Here is a 20786-nt window from a genome sequence, read left to right on the forward strand (position 1 = left end):
GTGAGAGTATGGCTGTCATTACAAAAATAGAAGTGCAAAAACGATCGAAAGAACGGTTTAATATTTATATCGATAAAGGTCAAGGTGAAGAATACGGATTTAGTGTGAATGAAGTAATCTTAATAAAACACGGATTACAAAAGGGCTTAGAAATTGATGAAATAGCGTTAGGAAATATTTTGTACAATGAAGAGGTACAAAAAGCATATTTACAAGCAATTTCCTATTTATCCTATCAAATGAGAACGAAACTAGAAATAGAAGATTTTTTACGAAAAAAAGAAGTGGGACAAGCCATCATCTCTGAAGTCGTTTCGAAATTATTACATGACCGATATATTAATGATAAAGAGTATGCTATTTTATATACGAGAACACAAAGTAATGTGAATCGAAAAGGTCCAACGGTTATTAAAAGAGAGTTGTTAAATAAAGGTGTTCAGGATCTAATTATTACGCATAGTTTACAAGAATATCCGAAGGAAAAGCAAATTGAGAATGCTTTAATTCTTATAGAAAAGAAAAAGAAATCTTATCAAAAGCATTCCTTTTTACAAATGAAGCTAAAGTTAGACGAAATGCTTGTTCGTAAAGGATATTCTAGAGATGTGATTCAAATTTGTTTGGAAGAATTGAAAGACGAAAAAGATGACGAAAAGCAACAAGAAGCGTTACACTATCATGGGAATAAATATTATGAGAAATATAAGAAGTATGATGGATGGACATTTGAAAATAAGATGAAACAAGCGTTATATCGTAAAGGATTCTCTATTGATGAGATAGAGATATTTTTACAAATGAAACGCGAAGAGGGATGAGGGAACAAAATGAATATGCCAAAACGCTACAGTGAAATGACACCATATGAGCTAAGGGAAGAAATTGGGGTTTTGAAAGAGCAAGCGATAAAAGCTGAGCAACTTGGAATTGTAAATGAGTTCGATGTATTAATGCGAAAGATAGCAATGGCTCGCGCTTATATGACTGACATAAACAAATTCCATATCGGTGAGACATATGAATTAGTAGAAGAACCTGGTATATTATTTGAAATTACGTATTTCAATGGGGTATTTGCTTGGGGACATAAGCAAAATGATAATGAAGAGATTGGAATACCGATTTCTTTATTGCAAGAAAAATAAAAACCAGAGAGCGAATATCTCTCTGGTTTTCATCTTTGGTAGGCGTTACAGGAGATAGGAGATTCTAAAATTGGCGTTTTTTACATTCATTCGCCAATATAATGAGAGACTGGGTTTGTTGCGTCTGTCCGTTAACTTGCGCTTTTGCATGTTTCGGACGAGTCCACGTATGGTTAAATAATTCAGAACGACTATCTAAGCGATCACGGTAGCTCATCTTTATCACCTCGTGTAGGAAGTTAAGTTACTTTGTTACTACTCTTCCTGCTGATTTGCAGCACGCATACGTTCTTGTGGGTGCGTGTTAATTGTGCCGTTAGGTCGTTTCGAAGCGAAGCGTGATTTCGCTTTCGGTTGACCGTCGATTTTGCTGTTGTTTTTTGACTCAGACCAAAATTCGGCTTGTTTACCCATTGCGAACGCCCTCCTCATCATCAGTTGATACCTCTTGAAGAAGTATCAATTATAGAATGTGCAAAATAGAAGAAACTATCCTTTAGAAATGAAGGGATAATTAGGTAAAGGAGACTAGAACATGAATGATATTTATGAAGCATTAACGAAAGAACTATTAGACAAAAATGACAAGCTTTCTTACGCGCAAGCTCGTGCGTGGGTTGAATTACTATGGGAAGATTTTCAAACGACTTATGCGAAATCAGGTCGTTATCAAGGAGAAGAAATGACTGAACAAGTTGTGCGATCATGGATTAATAATCATGGAGGACGCCTTCATGAAATGCGTACAAATAATCCGAAATATAGCCATCTAATCAATCAAGAAGATCATTTGAAACATTAAAAAAAGCGACTGAAGTCGCTTTTTTTAATGTGGAAGTAACTCAAGTTTTTTTCGAAGTTTTTCTTCACTAAAAATCCATCCTGTATAGGAACTAATAATATTTAAATTATGATCGAGTTGAACGATCGCAACGAATGGATAATAGTCTTTACTGCGATATCGCAAATCAATGAATCGAACTTCATAATAATGATCATAATCGAAAATGTCCCAGCGATATACAGGGGAGAAAGATAAAAATGCTGAGATGTTTTCATCTTGTTTAGCTGCGTGCATAATAGCATTATCTGGGAACGGTACCCGATCGAACTTATCATAAATCATGATGTTACCGCGATGCCATCTAGCAACGTAGTAATAATCGGTTGTAACGACTGCTAAATGATAATGATAAAATCGATAAGAAGGAGAAATGATTATTTTCTCAACATTTTTGAAACGTTTTTGTACAACGCTTCTTATATTTCTATGCATCATAATCCGTCCGATGTAGTAAACGATCATTAATATATACGCAGCTAAGGCAGTATATCCTTTATGGGAACCTACGAGCATACAAGCAATTGCGAGTATATGGATAAAGAAAATGACGGTATCAAATGTATTAATGATGCCGAGCGCTACCCATTTTTTTGTGAAGGGCCGTAATGCTTGTGTACCGTAGGCATTAAAAATATCTACAAAGACATGAAGAAAGACGGCAATAAAGGACCAAAGTAGTAGATGCAAATATGGAGCGTCTGAAAAGAAGGCGAAAGAGATGCCACTTATAAGGAAAGACCAAAGAATCACTGCAGGAATGGAATGAGTAATCCCACGATGATTTCTTATATATTTAGCGTTATTACGCAATTTTAAAACTGTATCGATGTCAGGAATATTGGAGCCGGCAATTGTAGCAAGCATAACTGCTTGTGGCCCAATATCACTTTGTGCTATGGCTGGATCTAACGTGGCCAAACTGCCTAGAGTAACGCCCATAACAAGGTGAGTGGCTGTGTCCATAGAAATCCACCTCCGTTTTTTATTAATGTAACTCTTTTTATTCGATACCTCAAGTCCTTTGCCTTCTATTTCCTATGTCATCTTACTTAAATTTTTTCCTAAAATCTTTATAATAGTACTTATATGCAAAAAAATGAGGGGGACCAAGTTTGACACTTGAAATATTAAATAATTTTAACATAGAGCAGTTTCAAAATGATTTAATTGGTTGGTTTGAAAAAGAGCAACGCGACTTACCGTGGCGTAAAAATAAAGATCCATACCGTGTTTGGGTTTCGGAAATTATGTTGCAGCAAACTAGGGTAGAAGCTGTAAAACCATATTACGCAAATTTCATGGGGAAGTTTCCTACTCTAGAAGCTTTGGCAAATGCTGATGATGAAGAAGTGTTAAAAGCATGGGAAGGTTTAGGGTATTATTCTAGAGCGCGAAATTTACATGCAGCCGTAAAAGAAGTAAAAGAAGTATATGGCGGGATTGTGCCAAGTGATGTAAAGAAGATTGAGAAATTAAAGGGAGTCGGTCCCTATACAAAAGGTGCTATTTTAAGTATCGCATATGGTATACCAGAGCCGGCAGTTGACGGAAATGTTATGCGTGTATTATCTCGCATTTTATCAGTATGGGATGACATTGCAAAACCGAAAACGAGAAAAGTGTTTGAAGAGATTGTGCGTGAAATTATTTCGGCTGAAAATCCATCTTATTTTAATCAAGGTTTGATGGAATTAGGAGCACTGATTTGTATTCCTAAAAATCCAGCATGCTTACTTTGTCCTGTACGTGAGCATTGCAGGGGATATGCTGAAGGTGTTCAAAAGGAATTACCAGTAAAAAGTAAAGCGAAGGCCCCTACGATGGTACCGATTGTTGCAGGAGTACTTCAAACAGAAGATGGTCGTTACGTCATTAATAAACGTCCAAGTACCGGTTTATTAGCCAATATGTGGGAGTTTCCGAATATTGAACTTGGCGAAGGGATTCGTAATCAGAAGGAACAGCTTATAGATTATATGAAAGAAAAATTTGAGCTTTCGATTTCTATTGAAGAATACGCAATGAATGTACAACATACTTTTACACATCGCACTTGGGATATATTCGTATTTTACGGAAAAGTAACTGGTGACATTGTTGAAACAGATACATTGAAAATTGTATCGAAAGAAGCATTTGAGCAATTACCTTTCTCTAAATCGCATCGTACGATTTATGAGAGTTGTGTTGAGAAAATTACAATGCAATAAAGTGAAACTTTAATCAGTGGGGGTTTTCTTCATCCCCCACTGATTATTAGCCGTCACCAATCGGACTTTAATGGGCAGCCCGCCCCCCACCTAACTTCTTTGCTTTCGCTGCATTTTGAGGTGGGGGTCTTACTGTCCATTAAAGCGGGATAAACAAAAAAGTGTTCCCTAGATTGGGAACACTTTTTTTAATCGTAAGAAATTTTTGTCCCATGAGTCCAACTAGCATCACCCTCTTGTAAGCCACCTCTTGATTCAATTTCTATTACAATTTCTTTGTAGATACTTTGACCTTCTGTATTTAAATACGGCAGAATCTGTTGTAATGAATGATGAAAATAAGCTAATTCATCTTCTTTCCACTCATTTTTTGAAATCATCGTTAGTTCAGTCATATCGCGTCCTATATACATATTTCCACCTCCATTTTCTATAGTTTGAATGAGTGACAAGAGATATATACGGAGATTAAAAAAAGAAAATCACGGATAGCTTCTAAGTGAATTGGTTACATTATTGGTTGTGGAGGTGAGAAAGATGAGTAAAAAACAACAAGGTTATAACAAGGCAACTTCTGGTGCTAGCATTCAAAGTACAAATGCTAGTTATGGTACAGAGTTTTCAACTGAAACAGATGTGCAAGCAGTAAAACAAGCAAACGCACAATCAGAAGCAAAGAAAGCACAAGCTTCTGGTGCACAAAGTGCAAACGCTAGTTATGGTACTGAATTTGCAACTGAAACAGACGTGCATGCTGTGAAAAAACAAAATGCACAATCAGCTGCAAAACAATCACAATCTTCTAGTTCAAATCAGTAATGAAAGAAAAACACTTCTCTAATTCGGGAGAAGTGTTTTCTTTGTGCTTTGGTCATGGTAATGAAAATAAAACGAACGACATAACTTCTAATAAGTCAACAAATGTAGTCAAAGGAGAAGGAAGTTAAAGATTAGAAATATGTAATGAGGAAATAATAACTGATAAATAAATCCAAAAGGGGGTAAGTAATGAACGATTTTGATAAGTTGGTAGGAGAGCAATTGGAAACGATGGATGAGTTGTTGAAGTTACAAGCTCACCTAGAGAAGTATCAGCAAATTGAAATGAGCGAAAAGGATACGTGCGATAAAAAGGAATTACATTTTATTCGCCAAGAAATATATAGAACAGAATTAGCACTTAAGTTATTACATGAGAAATTTGAAGAGCAAACAAATAGTGTGATTCAATCTTTTGAAACTGAAAAAATGATTTCAAATTTAGGATAAGATATATTGTTGCCTTTAGGTGAAAGGTCCTTCTGTACATGGAAATGAGGAAGGACTTTTTTTATTCTCATTTCTTCCTTTATAAAATGTTAAGCGAAGATCCTTGTTTCTTAATAGGATTAAGGATATCGTATTCAGTGTAAAATATAGAGTCTTATCGCTTTAGTTTTAAAATTTCGACAAAAAAGTTATAATAGAAAAAAAGTGAATGCAGTTCAAAGGGCATTTGCAGTTGAAGGAAGGGAGCATATATGGGATTTCCCAAAGAAGGAGAAAAAGTACAAATACATAGTTATAAACATAATGGCTCCATTCATAGAATGTGGGAAGAGACAACGATTTTAAAAGGGACACAAAGTCTTGTGATCGGAGCAAATGATCGTACAGTAGTGACAGAATCAGATGGCCGAACATGGATTACTCGTGAACCAGCAATTTGTTATTTTCATGCAAACTACTGGTTTAATGTGATTGGAATGTTAAGGGAAGAGGGCGTATATTATTATTGTAATTTAAGCTCACCTTTTGCATATGATTCTGAAGCGTTAAAGTATATTGATTATGATTTAGATATTAAAGTGTATCCAGATATGACGTATACACTTTTAGATGAAGATGAATATGAAAAACATAGTCAAATTATGCAATATCCACCTGTAATTGATACGATTTTAAAACGAAATGTAGCACAACTAACACAATGGATTCATCAAAGAAAAGGGCCATTCGCACCAGACTTTGTAGATATGTGGTATGAGAGATATTTAATGTACAGAAATTAAAACAAACCTGCAGGGGATTTCCCCGCAGGTTTGTCCTATTAGAGGGGGGATTATGTGCAAGGTATAAAAAGATATTTGCAATTTGTTAAACCATATCGATGGCTTATTGCTATTACGATTATGATTGGTCTAGTTAAATTCGGCATCCCGCTCATTATGCCGTGGTTATTAAAGTATATTATTGATGATGTTATTCAGGGCGGAGGGTCATTTCAAGATAAGACGTCCCAACTAGTAACAGCGATTGGGATTGCTTTTTTTATTTTTGCAGTGTTAAGACCGCCGATTGAATATTATCGTCAATATTTTGCGCAGCGTATCGCAAATACAATACTATATGATTTGCGAAAACATATTTTTGGCCATTTACAAAAGTTGAGTTTACGTTATTATTCGAATACAAAAACAGGGGAGATTATTTCACGTGTCATTCATGATGTAGAACAAACGAAGGATTTTGTAATTACTGGTTTGATGAATGTTTGGTTAGATACGGCAACAATTGCTATTGCTATTATTGTTATGTTTTCTATGAATATAAAATTGACATTTGTTGCGCTATTAATTTTACCTATTTATGTAGTGGCAGTGAAATATTTTTTCGGGCGTCTTCGAAAATTGACGAAAGAGCGTTCACAAGCGTTAGCAACGATGCAAGGGTATTTACATGAACGTATTCAAGGGATGCAAGTGACACGTAGCTTTGCATTAGAAGAGTATGAAGGGAAGCAATTTGAAAAAAGAAATAATGAATTTTTGACGAAAGCGTTAACGCATACGAGTTGGACGGCGAGAACATTTTCGGCAGTAAATACGTTAACAGATTTAGGGCCGTTACTCGTGATCGGTTTTGCAGCGTATGAAGTGATTCAGGGGCAGTTAACATTAGGAACTATGGTTGCCTTTGTTGGATATATGGATAGTTTGTATAGTCCACTTCGCCGCCTTGTTAATTCCTCTACGACATTAACACAGTCTTTCGCATCGATGGATCGGGTGTTTGAACTGTTAGACGAAAAATACGATATTGTGAATGTACCAGGTGCGGTACAAACGAAAAAATTAAATGGTGAAGTGATATTTGATAATGTATCTTTTCGTTACAATTCGGATGAAAAAGAGGTATTACATAACCTTTCGTTAACTATGTTGCCAGGAGAGAAGGTAGCACTTGTAGGGGCGAGTGGGGGAGGGAAGTCATCTCTTGCTAGTTTAATCCCGCGTTTCTATGATGTCTCTTCAGGCGCAGTTTATGTAGATGGGATAGATGTTAGAAAGTATGATATGAGAAATTTACGTAGTCATATTGGAATTGTACTGCAAGATAATTTGTTATTTAGCGATACAATCGGGGCAAATATTTTATATGGGAATCCGAAAGCTACAGAGGAAGAAGTAATTGCAGCTGCCAAAGCTGCGCAAATTCATGATTTTATTATTGAGTTACCTGATGGTTATGATACTGTCGTCGGGGAACGCGGTGTGAAGTTATCTGGTGGGCAAAGGCAACGTGTAGCGATTGCACGCGTGTTTTTAAAGAATCCATCGTTACTTATATTAGATGAGGCGACTTCCGCTTTGGATTTAGAAAATGAACGATATATTCAAGAGGCGCTTCAAACGTTAGCTGCTGATCGAACGACGATCATAATTGCGCATCGATTGGCGACGATTACGCATGTGGATACGATTATTTACATTGAAGATGGTGAAATTAAAGAAACAGGATCTCATGAAGAATTAATGAAAAAAAGAGGTTTTTATTACAATTTATATCAACTTCAACATATAACAGAAACAGCTCCTTTAGCGTAAAAGGAGCTGTTTTTTATTCGTCTTCTTTTTTATCGTCGATTTTGAGTTCTGCTTCTGGTTTATGGTATGTGTAGAAGCTATCCACAAGTAAATCTAAATGCTCTACTTCTTCACTATAGTTAATAATAGCAGAAATAAGAGGGAAGAGATGTAGCCATGTTTTATATGCTTCCTCATCATCCTTGTTTTGATATTCCATAAAGATATCAATTAATTCCTGTTTACCTGTTTCAACTTCATCAAGCATTTCAACAGATTGTTGTTTTTTTGCTTTACCAATAAATTTTAATAAAACTTGTTCATGATAATGTGTTAATGAATCAAGTTCATTCTGAATAGATTCCTGGAATTCTTCTGGCATATAGCGCAGTTCGTTTTCAGTACGATGTAATGATTTTAATGTACTTAAAGCACGACTTGTCGTCGCTAACATTTGTCTGAATAAAACAAGCTTACGAATTTTTGCGAACTTTACTTTTTTCGTATAGCTTCTTTCTTCTTTATACAGCAAATAGTAATGGTTTAGTTTGATCATTTTTTCTTTCATACGATCAATATCAGTTTTTAATGTTGTAAAATCAGAAGCTTGCCTGCTATTCATTCGAATCCATTTTACAATTTCTTCTGTATTATCAACGATGCGATGATATAACTTTGTTTCGTATTTTGGCGGCATAAACACTAAATTTACAAGTGAAGCCGCAATAATTCCAACCATAATCGTCGCAAATCGAAGTAAGGCAAAACTAAAGAAATCTTCACCTTGATACTCCATAATAGCGATAACTGTTACTAAAGCAATTGATATTGTGTTTTCTAATCGTAATTGCAATGTAAGAGCAATTACTAATATACATGTTAATCCAATAATAAAAGGATTATGTCCAAAAGCAGTAGCGAATGCGATAGCGAATACCGCACCAATGACGTTTGCTTGAATTTGTTCAAGTGCAGTTAAATACGAACGGTATACAGACGGTTGAACAGCGAAGATAGCTGAGATTCCCGCAAATACTGGACTCGGTAAGTTAAGTAAAATACAAGCAAATAAAGCTAATGTGATGGCAATACCCGTTTTTAAAATGCGAGCACCAAGTTTCATACCCTTAATAAGATCCTTTCTCTTGTCATAATGAATGTACAACATGATACTATACATTCATTACAATATGTTAGCAAGTGATATTTTAGTGACGTTAATAAGAAATTAAGATTCATTTTATACTTTTTCCTAATTCTTTTTAAACATCAATTTTTAGTAAAAAAACCTGCTGAATTTCAGCAGGTTTCAAATTGTTACTATAGATTACTATGAGAAGTGTACTTCGTCAATTTTTTTCTTGAAGATGAAAAATAGGCATATCACTCTGTTGAGATAGATGGATCAGCCTGCTCTTTTTTCGGGATGATTTCAAAAAACTGTTGCGGCATATCATCGAGTAACGGTGTCAATAAAGCAACTTCCTCGTATTGCTCATGTTCATTTAATACACGGATATAATCTAGTAATAACTCGGTCACATCTTGCACACCATTTTTACTAAGTGGTTGTAATGTAACATTTGCTCCTTTTGCGATTCTTCTTTTTAAGGCCTGTTCTGTTAAACCTAAGCTTGAATCATGGCGTAAATAAACAACACCGCCAGTCATACCAGCGCAAATCCATGGACCAGGATCCCCTAAAACAAGAGCGCGCCCATTTGTCATATATTCAAAAGCGAAACCTTTAATATTAGAGTATGCTCCTATATTCCCTTGCTCTTTTTCACGGAGTGGCTTTATCATGCGTCCGCCAATTATCATGTCTGCTCCAGAGAGGCGAATGCCAGCGCGAGCATCAGCGTTACCTTGAACGTATAGCGCCCCTTTTTGTGCACCGTATCCAAAACCTTTTCCGACAGAACCGTTATAATATAGACCGTCTTTTCCTTTTGCTTTCGTTATATAAATACCACCACCAAAGGAGGTTTTACCAATACCATCTTGTGCGCCGCCATTTACGTGTATAAATAAGTTCTCACTATTGTAAGCACCTAATCCATTTCCAGGAATCGAGCCATTTGTATACTTTAATGTAAGTGGTTCAAGCTTCGTGTCTTCATATAATTTACTACGAACGCGATAACAAGATTCTAGACCACCCATAACGCGTTGCTCTACGCCAACGCCTACTAATTCTTTTGAATGAGGAGAATGAATTGTTTCAAATTGTTTTTCTAGTACGTGTTCTGTTTTTTTACTAGATGGATGTTCTATCGTTTGTAGTAAATTACATAAGTTTAATAAATTTTTGCCTCGAACTTGTTTTAATAAATCGGAACGCCCGACAATTTCTTGTAAATTTGTATAGCCGAGATTTCCTGTTAATCGTTTTAGTTCTTCGCCAAAAGTAGTGAATAAATGTAATAATCCAGCCACGGCGCTTTCTAATTCACGCGGGACGAAGCGGCGTAATCCGTGTTCTTTCGCTTGAGCTTCAGATTCAATCTGTGTTGCAATTCCAACGTGACAAGTATCTAGATGACATCCGCGGCAAGTTGTACAGCCGATTGCAATCATGGATAATGTACCAAATCCAATGCGGTTTGCTCCAAGGAGCATAATTTTCAAGGCATCATTCACACTTCGAATACCACCATCAGCCCAAATTTCTACCTTATGTCTCATATTTGCTTCTAATAAAGCATTGTGAGCGGCTTTCACACCAATTTCTACAGGAAGCCCTACATGTTGCAATGCGTGAATACGTGCAGCTCCTGTACCACCATCAAATCCGCTAATGTTAATAAAATCAGCACCAGCTTTTGCGATACCAACAGCAATTGTTCCAATGTTAGGGACGACAGGGACTTTTACAGCTACTTTCGCAAGCTGATTAGCCGTTTTAATTTCTGTAATCATTTGAGCTAAATCTTCAATGGAATAAATATCATGGTTGTTAGAAGGTGAAATTAAATCAGAGCCAATTGTAGCATTACGCGCTTCGGCGATTTTGGCTGTTACTTTTGAACCTGGCAAATGTCCACCTTCACCAGGCTTGGCACCTTGCCCAATTTTTATTTCAATTAAGTTTGATGAATTGAGTAGTTCGGCGTTTACGCCAAATCGTCCGGACGCGATTTGTTGTCCACGTGTATGTGGATATTTTCCAATCATATCTTTAATTTCGCCGCCTTCACCGTTCAAACTAATCATATTTAGCTGATCGGCTGCTTCTGCATATGCACGAAAGGCAATTTCATTTTGAGAACCGAATGACATGGAACTAATAATAAATGGCAAATCATGATTTTGAATACTGATGGACACTTCTTCAGCCGGAACGACATGTTTTGTTTCTTTCGTTTGAACAAGATGTCTAATTGCGATTGGGTTATTTTCTTCTAATTCACTTAATTTTTCACGGTAATCATCATAAGAGTTTCCCTTTGCAACATCGCCGATTGCTTTCCAAATTCGCGGGAATATATGAAAAAATTTTCGCATTCTAACTTTAGGATTGTTATAATCGTTAGCTCGCATTTGTGCATCTTCAGCAAGTGATTCAAGAGAAAAAGCTAAATCATTTGAACCTAAGAAATTTGTAATTTGCAATATATTTGCGATTTCTTCATGTAACCCGATAGAAGAATAGAGGCGACCGTAACCACGCAATTCATGAATTCCAATTGTTGAAATGACTTTTTCCAGTCCTTTATTAAGTGCATGATATAAATTCGTAATTGGTGTTTTTGTCCCATCATTTACGGTTGCAAATAGTAAATATGGATTGATACTATCTGCTCCTAATCCATACAGTGTGACGATATCGTGTAAGGAGCGAAGGGCACCAGAACGTATAACGAGAGAGCAGTTTCGGCGTAATTTATTTTCGCTTAATACTTGATGTACTTTCGCGGTAACTAAATGCGGATCAATCCATAATCGTCCATTTAGGTGAGCATCAGCATCGTCTATTAATAATAGGGAAGCTCCATCGTTCACGGCTGTTATCGCTTCAGAACTAATTCGACTTAAGGCACATTGTAAAGTTTCTGCCTGACTGAATGTAGCAGAGATTGTAGCGATAGAGCTATGAGTATTGAATAGTTGTATAAGTTGCTCGTACGTAATTGTGTGTAATTCTTCTACAATAGATTGTGCTACACTTCCTTCTAAAATGATTGGGGAAAGCATCTCAACTACAAATGGCTGTTTAGCACCAGCCAATAAACTTGGACGTTTGCCAAGTATCGTTCGTGTGGAGAAGTGTTCAACTTCTCGATCGCGATCGATTGCTGGATTTGTAACGACAGCTACACTTTCCTTAATGAAGTCAGCGATATTTCGTCTATCAGTATCGAGTGCAGCGAGTGGTGAGTCATGCCCAAGTGAGCGAATTGGCTCAACGCCTTTTGTTGCCATCTGTTCAAGAAGCTGAATATGTTCACGATCCCATCCGAAAGCAACGTATTGTTTTGTTTCAACTTGCATAGAATCACATAATCCTTGGATTTCTTTCGTTTCAGGAGTAGATAAGTTTAAATGATAATCTTTAGTATCCACTCGTTTTTTAAAACGGTCATATACTTGAGCTTGGTATTTGTCATATTCATAAAGAACAAGCTCATCTTGTTCATTCCACTTTAGTCCGACTTTTTCCCCTGGAGCGAGTGGTTTTGGTTCTGCTACATATTCAGTTGGTGATACAACTCCAGGTTCAGAAGAGAAAATATAAGAGCTTTCTGTCTCTACTTTCCATACTGGTCGTAGCCCAAGGGAATCCACGCTGAAAACAGCTTCATCTTTATAACGTGAAATAATGCCAGCTGGACCTTGTGCAAAATGGCCCCATGCTTCACGTATATACGTATATAAATCTTGTAAATGTGGTTCATAAAGTTTAATTTCATTAATAATTGGCGGGAATAGTATATCCATTGCTTCAAATAAACTGTAGTTGTATTGAACAAGTAGAGTTTCTAAGGTGCGGTTTAAATCTTGGGAGTCACTGCCCCCAGCAGTAAGTGGAACGTGAATCATTTCAGCTTGATCGCGTAATTTTGCAATTGTGTTAATTTCACCATTATGTCCGAGGATACTAAATGGTTGTACACGAAAGAAGTTAGATAATGTATTAGTAGAATAGCGAGTGTGTCCTAGTGTCATAGTTGAAGCAATAAGTGGGTGTTGTAAATCATTGTAATAGGCAACAAGTGTATCACCAGCACCGAGAACTTTATATACAACGTGATCACGACTTAAGGAAGCAACATGAATCGCTTCATTTTCTTCTATTTTTATCGTTACTGTAAATAATGTTTGCTCAATATTTGTAACTTCATTTTCTGCGATAAGAGCAACTTGCCAAAATAAAGGTTCTTCTTGTTTACCAAGTGGACCGAGTGCATCGGAGTTTATTACATCATCACTTTCGAAAAGAATTGCAAAGTTTTCGTTGTTTAGTTGTGTACGAATATGATTTTTTAAATTAACTATATTTTCGTTTTTGTTTAGAAAAAAATGTCCAACGATAAAGTGGGGATGATCCACGATCGTTGGATTATATCCGCTACTTTTTAATTTTTCATTCCAAAGTGCTTTTGGTACATCAATGTGAATACCGATTCCATCACCTTCGCCATTAATGAAACCAGCTCTATGATTCATTTTGACGAGCGATTGTATGCAAAAGTCAATATTTTCTTTTGTAGGAATTTTTCGTTTCTCCATAACGGAAACGATTCCACACGCATCGTGTTCTGCATTTTTGTAATCTCGAAATAAAGACGGTGTCCATGTGTTTGTTTTATTGAGCATCCGTCAATCCCCCCTCTTATGAAAGTTTGAATAATCTTACTATTCGAGGCGTGAGCAGCCTTGTATACAAAGATAGTAAGGATATAAAATAAAATTAAACAGATAATTATGAATAATTATACTATTAATAAAGGATTTATGAAATAGAAAAAAGGAAAAAAGAAAGGTGTGCTTTCTTTTTTCCTTTTAATGACGGGATTATTTATTGTTTGCTAAAGCGGCAAATGCTCTACCTACAGCTTCAATTGTATATTCAATATCTTCTTTTGTATGTTCTGTCGTTAAGAACCATGCCTCGTATTTAGAAGGTGCTAAGTTAATTCCTTCTTGCAGCATAAGTTTGAAGAATTTACCGAACATTTCTCCGTCTGTATCTTGTGCTGCATCGTAATCTTCAATTGTATTTGTTGTGAAGTATACAGTTAAAGCGCCTTTTAGGCGGTTTAATGTAATATCGATATTATGTTTTTCAGCCTGTTCTAAAATTCCTTTTTCAAGCATTGCACCAAGTTCATCTAATTTTTCATAAAGCCCTTCTTGTTGAAGAACTTCTAGACAAGCAATACCAGATGCCATAGAAGCAGGATTTCCTGCCATTGTACCAGCTTGATATGCAGGTCCAAGAGGGGCAACTTGTTCCATAATTTCCTTCTTACCACCGTAAGCACCGATTGGAAGTCCGCCGCCAATAACTTTACCAAGCGCTGTTAAGTCTGGTGTTACGCCAAGTAAGTCTTGAGCACCACCGTACATGAAGCGGAAAGCAGTAATAACTTCATCATAAATTACTAGTGCACCAGCTTCGTGAACAAGTTCATTCACTTTCTCAAGGAAGCCAGGTTTTGGTTCTACAATACCGAAGTTTCCAACGATTGGTTCTACAAGAATAGCTGCTACTTCATGTCCCCATTTATCTAATGCTTCCTTTAAAGTTTCTACATTATTAAATGGAACGGTAATAACTTCTTGAGCGATACTTTGTGGTACACCCGCTGAGTCAGGAGTTCCTAGTGTAGAAGGACCAGATCCAGCTGCTACAAGTACTAAATCAGAATGACCGTGGTAACAACCAGCGAATTTCATAATTTTTGTGCGGCCTGTGTAAGCGCGAGCGACACGAATTGTTGTCATTACAGCTTCAGTACCAGAGTTTACGAAGCGGACTTTATCTAATGCAGGCATTGCTTCTTTTAACATTTTTGCAAATTTTACTTCTAGTGCTGTTGGAGTTCCGTAAAGTACACCATTTTCAGCAGCTGTTGTAATTGCTTTTGTAATGTGCGGGTGAGCATGTCCAGTAATAATAGGACCGTATGCTGCTAAATAATCGATATATTTATTTCCGTCTACATCCCAGAAATAAGCACCTTTTCCACGTTCCATAGCAACAGGAGCGCCGCCACCAACTGCTTTAAAAGAACGAGAAGGACTATTAACACCGCCAACGATATGTTCTAAAGCTTCTTTATGTAATGCTTCTGATTTTGTGAATTTCACTACCATTCATCTCCTTACAAAAATCTATGTATTATTCTAACATGTTTTTCGAAAAGACGTATTGTTTGTGATAGAGAAGGCAGTTGGGTAAACTATTCGTTGTGACATTTAGGAAGGGGGTCCGGTTATGAAATCGGTAATTGAGGTACAAGGGTTACGTAAAGAATTTACAGCCTATTCAAGTCGTCCAGGTTTAAAGGGTGCATTTCGCGATTTATTAAATCGTAATTATAAAATAGTACCAGCAGTAAATGATGTATCTTTTACTGTGAAACAAGGTGAAATGGTTGGATATATCGGTGAGAATGGTGCTGGTAAATCAACGACAATTAAAATGCTTACGGGGATTTTGACTCCGACATCAGGAGACATTTTAGTAAATGGGATGAACCCGCATAAGCAGAGGGAAGAATTTGTAAGAACGATTGGTGTTGTTTTCGGTCAACGCTCACAGCTTTGGTGGGATATTGCCGTACAAGAATCGTTTCGTTTATTAAAAAAAGTGTACGGTGTATCAGACGCTCAGTATAAAGAACATATGGAGCACGTAATCGAAACGTTAGATATTGGTCCTTTATTAGATAAGCCAGTTCGAAAGCTATCTTTAGGTCAAAGAATGCGTTGTGAATTAGCGGCAGCATTAATTCATAATCCGCCGTTATTATTTTTAGATGAACCAACAATTGGGTTAGATGTACTTGTGAAATTGAAAATACGTGAATTTTTAAAAGAAATGAATGAACGTTATAAAACAACGATTTTATTAACAACTCATGATATTACTGATATTGAAGCTTTATGTGAGCGCGTTATCATGCTGGATGAAGGCAATATTATGTATGACGGTTCTTTAAATAATCTTCGTACGCAGTGGGGAGCAGAGAAAGAAATACATTTTCAGTTTGTCGCACCAGTTTCTTATCAGGATTTATCAATGGTTATGCCAGATAGTCATGTCGTTTGGTCGAAAGCGAAAGAGGAAAACGCGTGGATTGCCAAAATACCGAATGAAGAAGTTATTATTTCAATGCTTATTTCTAAAGTGGTACAAGCCTTTCAAATTAAAGATTTAAAAATTAATGAAGTGTCTACAGAGGAAATTATTCGTAACATTTATGAAGAAGGTATTAAACATGGGTAAGTACATTGAAATGATTCGAATTCGCTTTTTAATGATGCTTGCGTATCGTACAAACTACTATAGCGGGATTTTAATTTATACAATTAATATCGGCGCATATTATTTTTTGTGGCAAGCAATTTATAGCGGAAAAGAGAATATTGAAAGTTTATCTATTTCGCAAATGACTACGTATATCGCAATTGCGTGGATGGCACGTGCTTTTTATTTTAATAATATAGACAGGGAAATTGCGATGGAGATTCAAGAAGGACGTGTAGCGGTAGAACTGATACGTCCATATAACTATTTAGGGATGAAAGTGATGCAAGGTCTTGGTGAAGGAATATTTCGCTTTGCCTTCTTTTCAATTCCGGGTATGGTCATCGTTACCTTATTATTTTCATTGCAAATTACAACGAACTTTCAAACGTGGTTATATTTCTTCTTATCTTTAATATTTAGTTTTATTATTAATACACAAATTAATTTAATGACGGGAATGCTCACATTCTTCTTATTTAATAATAGCGGAATTATGTATGCAAAACGTGTTGTTATTGATTTGTTTTCAGGTCTATTATTACCAATTAGTTTTTATCCGTTATGGGCCCAAAAGGCAATGATGTTTTTACCGTTTCAGGCTATTAGTTATATTCCGAGTATGATTTTCTCAGAAGGTATACAAGGAAGTAAATTGTATGAGGCATTATTATTCCAAGTAATTTGGGCCATTGTACTTATTATTCCGATTGTACTCATGTGGAGAACGGCGAGAAAACGTCTAATTGTACAAGGGGGATGATGAGATGATATATATAAAACTATTTTTGCAATATGCAAGTCAATATATAAAAACAAAATTGGAGTATCGGGGCGATTTTATCGTTGGGTTACTTTCTGATTTATCACTACAGGCTGTTAATTTAATCTTTATTCTTGTTGTGTTTGGACATACGCAAGCATTAAAAGGTTGGAGTAGAGAAGAAGTCATCTTTATTTATGGTTTCTTTTTAGTGCCGTTTGCCATTTTCTCAGCTTTCTTTAACATATGGGACTTTAATGATCGTTACATTATTAAAGGAGAAATGGATCGCATATTAACGAGACCGATTCATAGTTTATTTCAAATTATATTAGAGAGAATGGAGCTTGAATCTTTAATTGGAGCGATTACGGGAATGGTTGTAATGGGCTACGCAGCAGTGGAGTTGCAATTATCTTTTTACTGGTACGATATCTTCTTATTCTTGTTGATGGTAGGAGGGGGCGCACTTGTATACGGAGGGATATTTGTTACGCTTGCAAGCCTTGGTTTTTGGTCGGACGCGAAAAGTTCGATTATGCCGCTAATGTATAACATAGGGAATTATGGCCGCTATCCTGTTAATATTTATAACCGTGTGATTCGCTTTATTTTAACGTTTGTCCTACCATTTGCGTTTGTCGGAGTGTATCCAGCAGCGTACTTTTTAAGGAAAACAGAGTGGAATAGCTATGCATTTGCAACACCGCTCGTTGGTGTTATCTGTTTTACGATTGCAATTACTCTTTGGAATCAAGGAGTAAAAAGGTACCGTGGTGCAGGGAATTAATTATAAAAGCTTGTTCGTTTCTAAGGGATAAATCTAATGGCTGTCTCATACATATAAAATGAGGTGGAGGACATGTTATGGGGATTTATTCTATTAATTGCAGCAATTGCTATTTTGAGGAGTGTCCAATTATTATGGAGTTCCTATTCGGATTCAACGCGTTTTTTTTCGCTGTATAATTTAGCTACATTATTTTTGATTTATACAACAGTATTGATTGCATTTGGATTAAGTTACGTTGTATTAGAGGAAATGGGTTTTGCAGTTTTGAAAGAGGATGGAGAAAGCTTAAACGCTCACTCTTTTCAACTGGTTGAAATTTGTTTGTATTTTAGCGCAGTTACGTTATTGTCTGTTGGATATGGTGACATATCTCCGATTGGAATTGGGCGGTGGATTGCGATTGGAGAAGCGCTAATTGGATATACATTACCGTTTGCTTTTGTAATGAGGTCTGTAATAGACAATGAAAAATAAGGAAGCATTTGTTATAGTAAAAGAAAAGAGTAGGAGTGATAACAATGATCACAGTAGGAGAAATGGCTCCAGAATTTACATTAGAGGGAAGTAACGGGGAACAAGTTCGCTTAGCTGATTTTCGTGGTAAAAATGTAGTTCTATATTTTTATCCGAAAGATATGACTCCAGGATGTACAACTGAAGCATGTGATTTTCGAGATGCATATGGATTATTTCAAGAGAAGGACACAGTTATTCTTGGTGTAAGCCCTGATTCAGCGAACAGACATCTGAAGTTCATTGAGAAGCATGAACTTCCATTTGTACTTTTAGTAGATGAAGATCATAAGGTAGCGGAATTGTATGATGTTTGGAAGTTGAAAAAGAACTTTGGGAAAGAGTACATGGGAATTGAGCGCTCTACATTCCTTATTAATAAAGACGGTGAGCTTGTAAAAGAGTGGCGTAAAGTGAAAGTGAAGGGACATATTGAAGATGTTCTTTCTCATATAAAGTAAATCCATTGTGGAGATAAAATATATAGAAGTAAGGCGAGTGTCTATACATATTTTATTGTCTTACATAAAGTGAAGTGTAGGGCATACCTCCTCAGATGATAGTATTCCAAGTGCGATTATGTCGCACTTTTTTTCTATTGTAAATGCATAAAAAATAGGGAAAGATACATAAGAATAAGGCTATATACAAAAATAAACCACATACTTATAGTAGAAATATTGACGATTTATAAGAAAAGGAGTACACTCTTTATAAGAATTATAAAATAATAATCCGTATAGAATCGGGGTGCATGACGGTGGTCAAAGAAGAATTAAAAGAAGCGCTAGAAATGCTGAAAAATACGGGTGTACGCATTACTCCACAGCGTCATGCTATTTTAGAGTACCTTGTGGAATCTATGACGCACCCAACAGCGGATGAAATTTATAAAGCATTAGAAGGTAAGTTTCCAAATATGAGTGTTGCAACTGTCTATAATAACTTGCGTGTATTTAAAGAGGTTGGACTTGTAAAGGAATTAACTTATGGAGACGCTTCAAGTAGATTTGATTATGTTACAAGTCAACATTATCATGTGATTTGTGAAAAATGTGGTAAGATTGTTGATTTTCCTTATGGAGGTTTGGAACAGCTTGAAGAGGAAGCTGCGAAAACGACAGGCTTCGTTATTAATAGTCATCGCTTAGAAATTTATGGCGTTTGTCCAGAGTGTCATAAGGCGTAATATATAATAAAGAAAGAGGCTGACGGCTTTACGTCAACCTCTTTCTTTATTATATATGGGAATTACGTTAGGTTCAGAATGATTTAAAATGTTCAGTGGAGGATTTAATTAAGGATAAATACAAAAGGTGATTTCTTGGTTAAGAAATCACCTTTTCATGTTTATTTTTGTAAGGATGCATTGTCTCCGTATATACTTATGACTTATAGCTCTTCTTATTATATTTTTCATCAAATTCTTTTCCTTCTAGATTTCGATCCATTGTTAAAGGTTGGTTGCAATGCATACATGCGTCGACACGACCGAGCATTTTTGTAGGTTTATCGCAGCTTGGACAAATAATTTGTACAGTTTTAGTAGATAACATACCAATCCAAAAGTAAACGACAGTACTAGCGATAACAGCTAAAAAGCCAACCATCATAAATGTTGTCATAATAATAATGTTCTCACGAAAAAAGACTCCTAAGTATGCAATAAAGAGACCGATAAATACTAAACTTAATGCAAAGGTCCGGATTTTATTGATTTTGTTCGAATATTTAATGCCCATTCTCACCACGCTCCTATAATAATAATATAACATAAAATTTAGAATTTTCACTCGTCTAAAAATGTGATAGAGTGATAAGATATGAAATGTGGAGTAGGGTGAAGGGAAGCTATAATGGCTTTTGGAACATGATTTTAAAGTTTTAACGGGACGTGAAATTTTTTTGTAAAAAGTATTGACCCTTTATGTACTGCATGATATATTAATAACCGTCGCTGATGCAGAAACGCAGAAAACGACAAAAAGAAATTAAAAAACTTAGTTGACATCAAAAAACGAAAATGTTAACATAAGGAAGTCGCAAATGAGCGACCAAGTAGTTCTTTGAAAACTGAACGAAACAAACAACGTGAAACGTCAATTTTTATTTTAGATGCTAGACAAACTAACTTTATTGGAGAGTTTGATCCTGGCTCAGGATGAACGCTGGCGGCGTGCCTAATACATGC

At 36.1% G+C, this 20786-nt stretch carries 22 protein-coding genes; 14 read left to right on the top strand and 8 right to left on the bottom strand.

Annotation, left to right across the window (positions count from 1 at the left end):
• Window positions 1-8: 8 nt before the first annotated feature.
• Both recX and PDQ68_RS16750 read left to right on the top strand, forming a co-directional pair.
• The gene (recX, locus tag PDQ68_RS16745; RefSeq protein WP_000268520.1) at window positions 9-821 is read left to right on the top strand and encodes a recombination regulator RecX; all 813 of its coding nucleotides are present in this window, start codon (window positions 9-11) and stop codon (window positions 819-821) included.
• A gap of 9 nt (window positions 822-830) precedes the next feature.
• Window positions 831-1148: a YfhH family protein gene (locus PDQ68_RS16750; RefSeq protein WP_001057035.1), complete on the top strand. Its 318-nt coding sequence runs from the start codon at window positions 831-833 to the stop codon at window positions 1146-1148.
• Between the two features lie 64 nt (window positions 1149-1212).
• Here PDQ68_RS16750 and PDQ68_RS16755 read toward each other — a convergent pair whose 3' ends face one another.
• Both PDQ68_RS16755 and PDQ68_RS16760 read right to left on the bottom strand, forming a co-directional pair.
• The gene (locus PDQ68_RS16755; RefSeq protein WP_000122093.1) at window positions 1213-1365 is read right to left on the bottom strand and encodes a YpzG family protein; all 153 of its coding nucleotides are present in this window, start codon (window positions 1363-1365) and stop codon (window positions 1213-1215) included.
• Between the two features lie 38 nt (window positions 1366-1403).
• Entirely contained in the window at window positions 1404-1562 is a 159-nt protein-coding gene (locus PDQ68_RS16760; RefSeq protein ID WP_000517891.1) for a small, acid-soluble spore protein K, read from the bottom strand.
• A 121-nt stretch (window positions 1563-1683) separates the two neighbouring features.
• On the opposite strand from PDQ68_RS16760, the gene PDQ68_RS16765 reads away from it, so the two are divergent.
• The gene (locus tag PDQ68_RS16765; protein WP_000998157.1) at window positions 1684-1950 is read left to right on the top strand and encodes a YfhJ family protein; all 267 of its coding nucleotides are present in this window, start codon (window positions 1684-1686) and stop codon (window positions 1948-1950) included.
• A gap of 24 nt (window positions 1951-1974) precedes the next feature.
• Here the strand turns inward: PDQ68_RS16765 and PDQ68_RS16770 are convergent, their stop codons facing one another.
• Window positions 1975-2955, bottom strand: coding sequence for a metal-dependent hydrolase (locus PDQ68_RS16770; RefSeq protein WP_000379130.1), 981 nt, complete (start codon window positions 2953-2955; stop codon window positions 1975-1977).
• Window positions 2956-3104: 149 nt separating this feature from the next.
• On the opposite strand from PDQ68_RS16770, the gene mutY reads away from it, so the two are divergent.
• A complete protein-coding gene (mutY, locus tag PDQ68_RS16775; RefSeq protein WP_000171402.1) occupies window positions 3105-4202 on the top strand; it encodes an A/G-specific adenine glycosylase in 1098 nt (365 codons plus the stop codon).
• A 188-nt stretch (window positions 4203-4390) separates the two neighbouring features.
• On the opposite strand, the gene PDQ68_RS16780 is transcribed toward mutY, so the two are convergent.
• A complete protein-coding gene (locus tag PDQ68_RS16780; RefSeq protein WP_000275435.1) occupies window positions 4391-4615 on the bottom strand; it encodes a hypothetical protein in 225 nt (74 codons plus the stop codon).
• A gap of 124 nt (window positions 4616-4739) precedes the next feature.
• Here PDQ68_RS16780 and PDQ68_RS16785 point away from each other — a divergent pair, with 124 nt between their 5' ends.
• From PDQ68_RS16785 to PDQ68_RS16800, 4 genes are all read left to right on the top strand, one after another.
• A complete protein-coding gene (locus tag PDQ68_RS16785) occupies window positions 4740-5021 on the top strand; it encodes a gamma-type small acid-soluble spore protein (protein ID WP_000039045.1) in 282 nt (93 codons plus the stop codon).
• A gap of 189 nt (window positions 5022-5210) precedes the next feature.
• The gene (locus PDQ68_RS16790; RefSeq protein WP_000997582.1) at window positions 5211-5471 is read left to right on the top strand and encodes a YgaB family protein; all 261 of its coding nucleotides are present in this window, start codon (window positions 5211-5213) and stop codon (window positions 5469-5471) included.
• Between the two features lie 251 nt (window positions 5472-5722).
• A complete protein-coding gene (ntdP, locus tag PDQ68_RS16795; RefSeq protein ID WP_000506628.1) occupies window positions 5723-6253 on the top strand; it encodes a nucleoside tri-diphosphate phosphatase in 531 nt (176 codons plus the stop codon).
• Between the two features lie 54 nt (window positions 6254-6307).
• On the top strand, window positions 6308-8068 hold the full coding sequence (locus PDQ68_RS16800; protein WP_001161621.1) for an ABC transporter ATP-binding protein: 1761 nt from the start codon (window positions 6308-6310) through the stop codon (window positions 8066-8068).
• 13 nt (window positions 8069-8081) lie between these two features.
• Here PDQ68_RS16800 and PDQ68_RS16805 read toward each other — a convergent pair whose 3' ends face one another.
• From PDQ68_RS16805 to hemL, 3 genes are all read right to left on the bottom strand, one after another.
• Complete coding sequence (locus PDQ68_RS16805) at window positions 8082-9170, bottom strand: aromatic acid exporter family protein (RefSeq protein ID WP_000765784.1); 1089 nt, start codon at window positions 9168-9170, stop codon at window positions 8082-8084.
• Window positions 9171-9430: 260 nt separating this feature from the next.
• Window positions 9431-13867 carry a glutamate synthase-related protein gene (locus tag PDQ68_RS16810; RefSeq protein WP_270786890.1) on the bottom strand — a complete coding sequence of 1479 codons (4437 nt, stop codon included), beginning with the start codon at window positions 13865-13867 and terminating at the stop codon, window positions 9431-9433.
• A gap of 198 nt (window positions 13868-14065) precedes the next feature.
• Entirely contained in the window at window positions 14066-15370 is a 1305-nt protein-coding gene (hemL, locus tag PDQ68_RS16815) for a glutamate-1-semialdehyde-2,1-aminomutase (RefSeq protein ID WP_000260535.1), read from the bottom strand.
• Window positions 15371-15491: 121 nt separating this feature from the next.
• On the opposite strand from hemL, the gene PDQ68_RS16820 reads away from it, so the two are divergent.
• The 6 genes from PDQ68_RS16820 (at window position 15492) to perR (ending at window position 19784) form a co-directional block, all read left to right on the top strand.
• Entirely contained in the window at window positions 15492-16505 is a 1014-nt protein-coding gene (locus PDQ68_RS16820; RefSeq protein WP_000843646.1) for an ABC transporter ATP-binding protein, read from the top strand.
• Entirely contained in the window at window positions 16498-17289 is a 792-nt protein-coding gene (locus PDQ68_RS16825) for an ABC transporter permease (protein ID WP_000521517.1), read from the top strand. Before PDQ68_RS16820 ends, PDQ68_RS16825 begins: the two co-directional genes overlap by 8 nt.
• 4 nt (window positions 17290-17293) lie before the next feature.
• Complete coding sequence (locus tag PDQ68_RS16830; RefSeq protein ID WP_061183160.1) at window positions 17294-18079, top strand: ABC transporter permease; 786 nt, start codon at window positions 17294-17296, stop codon at window positions 18077-18079.
• 72 nt (window positions 18080-18151) lie between these two features.
• The gene (locus tag PDQ68_RS16835) at window positions 18152-18556 is read left to right on the top strand and encodes a potassium channel family protein (protein ID WP_000964350.1); all 405 of its coding nucleotides are present in this window, start codon (window positions 18152-18154) and stop codon (window positions 18554-18556) included.
• A 44-nt stretch (window positions 18557-18600) separates the two neighbouring features.
• A complete protein-coding gene (gene bcp / locus PDQ68_RS16840; RefSeq protein WP_061183159.1) occupies window positions 18601-19056 on the top strand; it encodes a thioredoxin-dependent thiol peroxidase in 456 nt (151 codons plus the stop codon).
• 299 nt (window positions 19057-19355) lie between these two features.
• Window positions 19356-19784, top strand: coding sequence for a peroxide-responsive transcriptional repressor PerR (gene perR / locus PDQ68_RS16845; protein WP_000237834.1), 429 nt, complete (start codon window positions 19356-19358; stop codon window positions 19782-19784).
• A gap of 196 nt (window positions 19785-19980) precedes the next feature.
• Here perR and PDQ68_RS16850 read toward each other — a convergent pair whose 3' ends face one another.
• Entirely contained in the window at window positions 19981-20337 is a 357-nt protein-coding gene (locus PDQ68_RS16850) for a YgzB family protein (RefSeq protein ID WP_000511742.1), read from the bottom strand.
• Between the last annotated feature and the right edge of the window lie 449 nt (window positions 20338-20786).

Source organism: Bacillus cereus group sp. Bc010 (assembly GCF_027716745.1).
GTDB lineage: Bacteria > Bacillota > Bacilli > Bacillales > Bacillaceae_G > Bacillus_A > Bacillus_A pacificus.

What these genes read in the sequence shown, in the direction of transcription:
- PDQ68_RS16805 (WP_000765784.1), bottom strand. Translation starts at nt 9,170, where the DNA reads ATGAAACTTGGTGCTCGCATTTTAAAAACGGGTATTGCCATCACATTA.
- PDQ68_RS16760 (WP_000517891.1), bottom strand. Translation starts at nt 1,562, where the DNA reads ATGGGTAAACAAGCCGAATTTTGGTCTGAGTCAAAAAACAACAGCAAA.
- PDQ68_RS16750 (WP_001057035.1), top strand. Translation starts at nt 831, where the DNA reads ATGAATATGCCAAAACGCTACAGTGAAATGACACCATATGAGCTAAGG.
- PDQ68_RS16755 (WP_000122093.1), bottom strand. Translation starts at nt 1,365, where the DNA reads ATGAGCTACCGTGATCGCTTAGATAGTCGTTCTGAATTATTTAACCAT.
- ntdP (WP_000506628.1), top strand. Translation starts at nt 5,723, where the DNA reads ATGGGATTTCCCAAAGAAGGAGAAAAAGTACAAATACATAGTTATAAA.
- PDQ68_RS16820 (WP_000843646.1), top strand. Translation starts at nt 15,492, where the DNA reads ATGAAATCGGTAATTGAGGTACAAGGGTTACGTAAAGAATTTACAGCC.
- PDQ68_RS16835 (WP_000964350.1), top strand. Translation starts at nt 18,152, where the DNA reads ATGTTATGGGGATTTATTCTATTAATTGCAGCAATTGCTATTTTGAGG.
- PDQ68_RS16830 (WP_061183160.1), top strand. Translation starts at nt 17,294, where the DNA reads ATGATATATATAAAACTATTTTTGCAATATGCAAGTCAATATATAAAA.
- PDQ68_RS16785 (WP_000039045.1), top strand. Translation starts at nt 4,740, where the DNA reads ATGAGTAAAAAACAACAAGGTTATAACAAGGCAACTTCTGGTGCTAGC.
- PDQ68_RS16810 (WP_270786890.1), bottom strand. Translation starts at nt 13,867, where the DNA reads ATGCTCAATAAAACAAACACATGGACACCGTCTTTATTTCGAGATTAC.
- recX (WP_000268520.1), top strand. Translation starts at nt 9, where the DNA reads ATGGCTGTCATTACAAAAATAGAAGTGCAAAAACGATCGAAAGAACGG.
- bcp (WP_061183159.1), top strand. Translation starts at nt 18,601, where the DNA reads ATGATCACAGTAGGAGAAATGGCTCCAGAATTTACATTAGAGGGAAGT.
- PDQ68_RS16825 (WP_000521517.1), top strand. Translation starts at nt 16,498, where the DNA reads ATGGGTAAGTACATTGAAATGATTCGAATTCGCTTTTTAATGATGCTT.
- PDQ68_RS16770 (WP_000379130.1), bottom strand. Translation starts at nt 2,955, where the DNA reads ATGGACACAGCCACTCACCTTGTTATGGGCGTTACTCTAGGCAGTTTG.
- PDQ68_RS16850 (WP_000511742.1), bottom strand. Translation starts at nt 20,337, where the DNA reads ATGGGCATTAAATATTCGAACAAAATCAATAAAATCCGGACCTTTGCA.
- PDQ68_RS16790 (WP_000997582.1), top strand. Translation starts at nt 5,211, where the DNA reads ATGAACGATTTTGATAAGTTGGTAGGAGAGCAATTGGAAACGATGGAT.
- hemL (WP_000260535.1), bottom strand. Translation starts at nt 15,370, where the DNA reads ATGGTAGTGAAATTCACAAAATCAGAAGCATTACATAAAGAAGCTTTA.
- PDQ68_RS16780 (WP_000275435.1), bottom strand. Translation starts at nt 4,615, where the DNA reads ATGTATATAGGACGCGATATGACTGAACTAACGATGATTTCAAAAAAT.
- PDQ68_RS16765 (WP_000998157.1), top strand. Translation starts at nt 1,684, where the DNA reads ATGAATGATATTTATGAAGCATTAACGAAAGAACTATTAGACAAAAAT.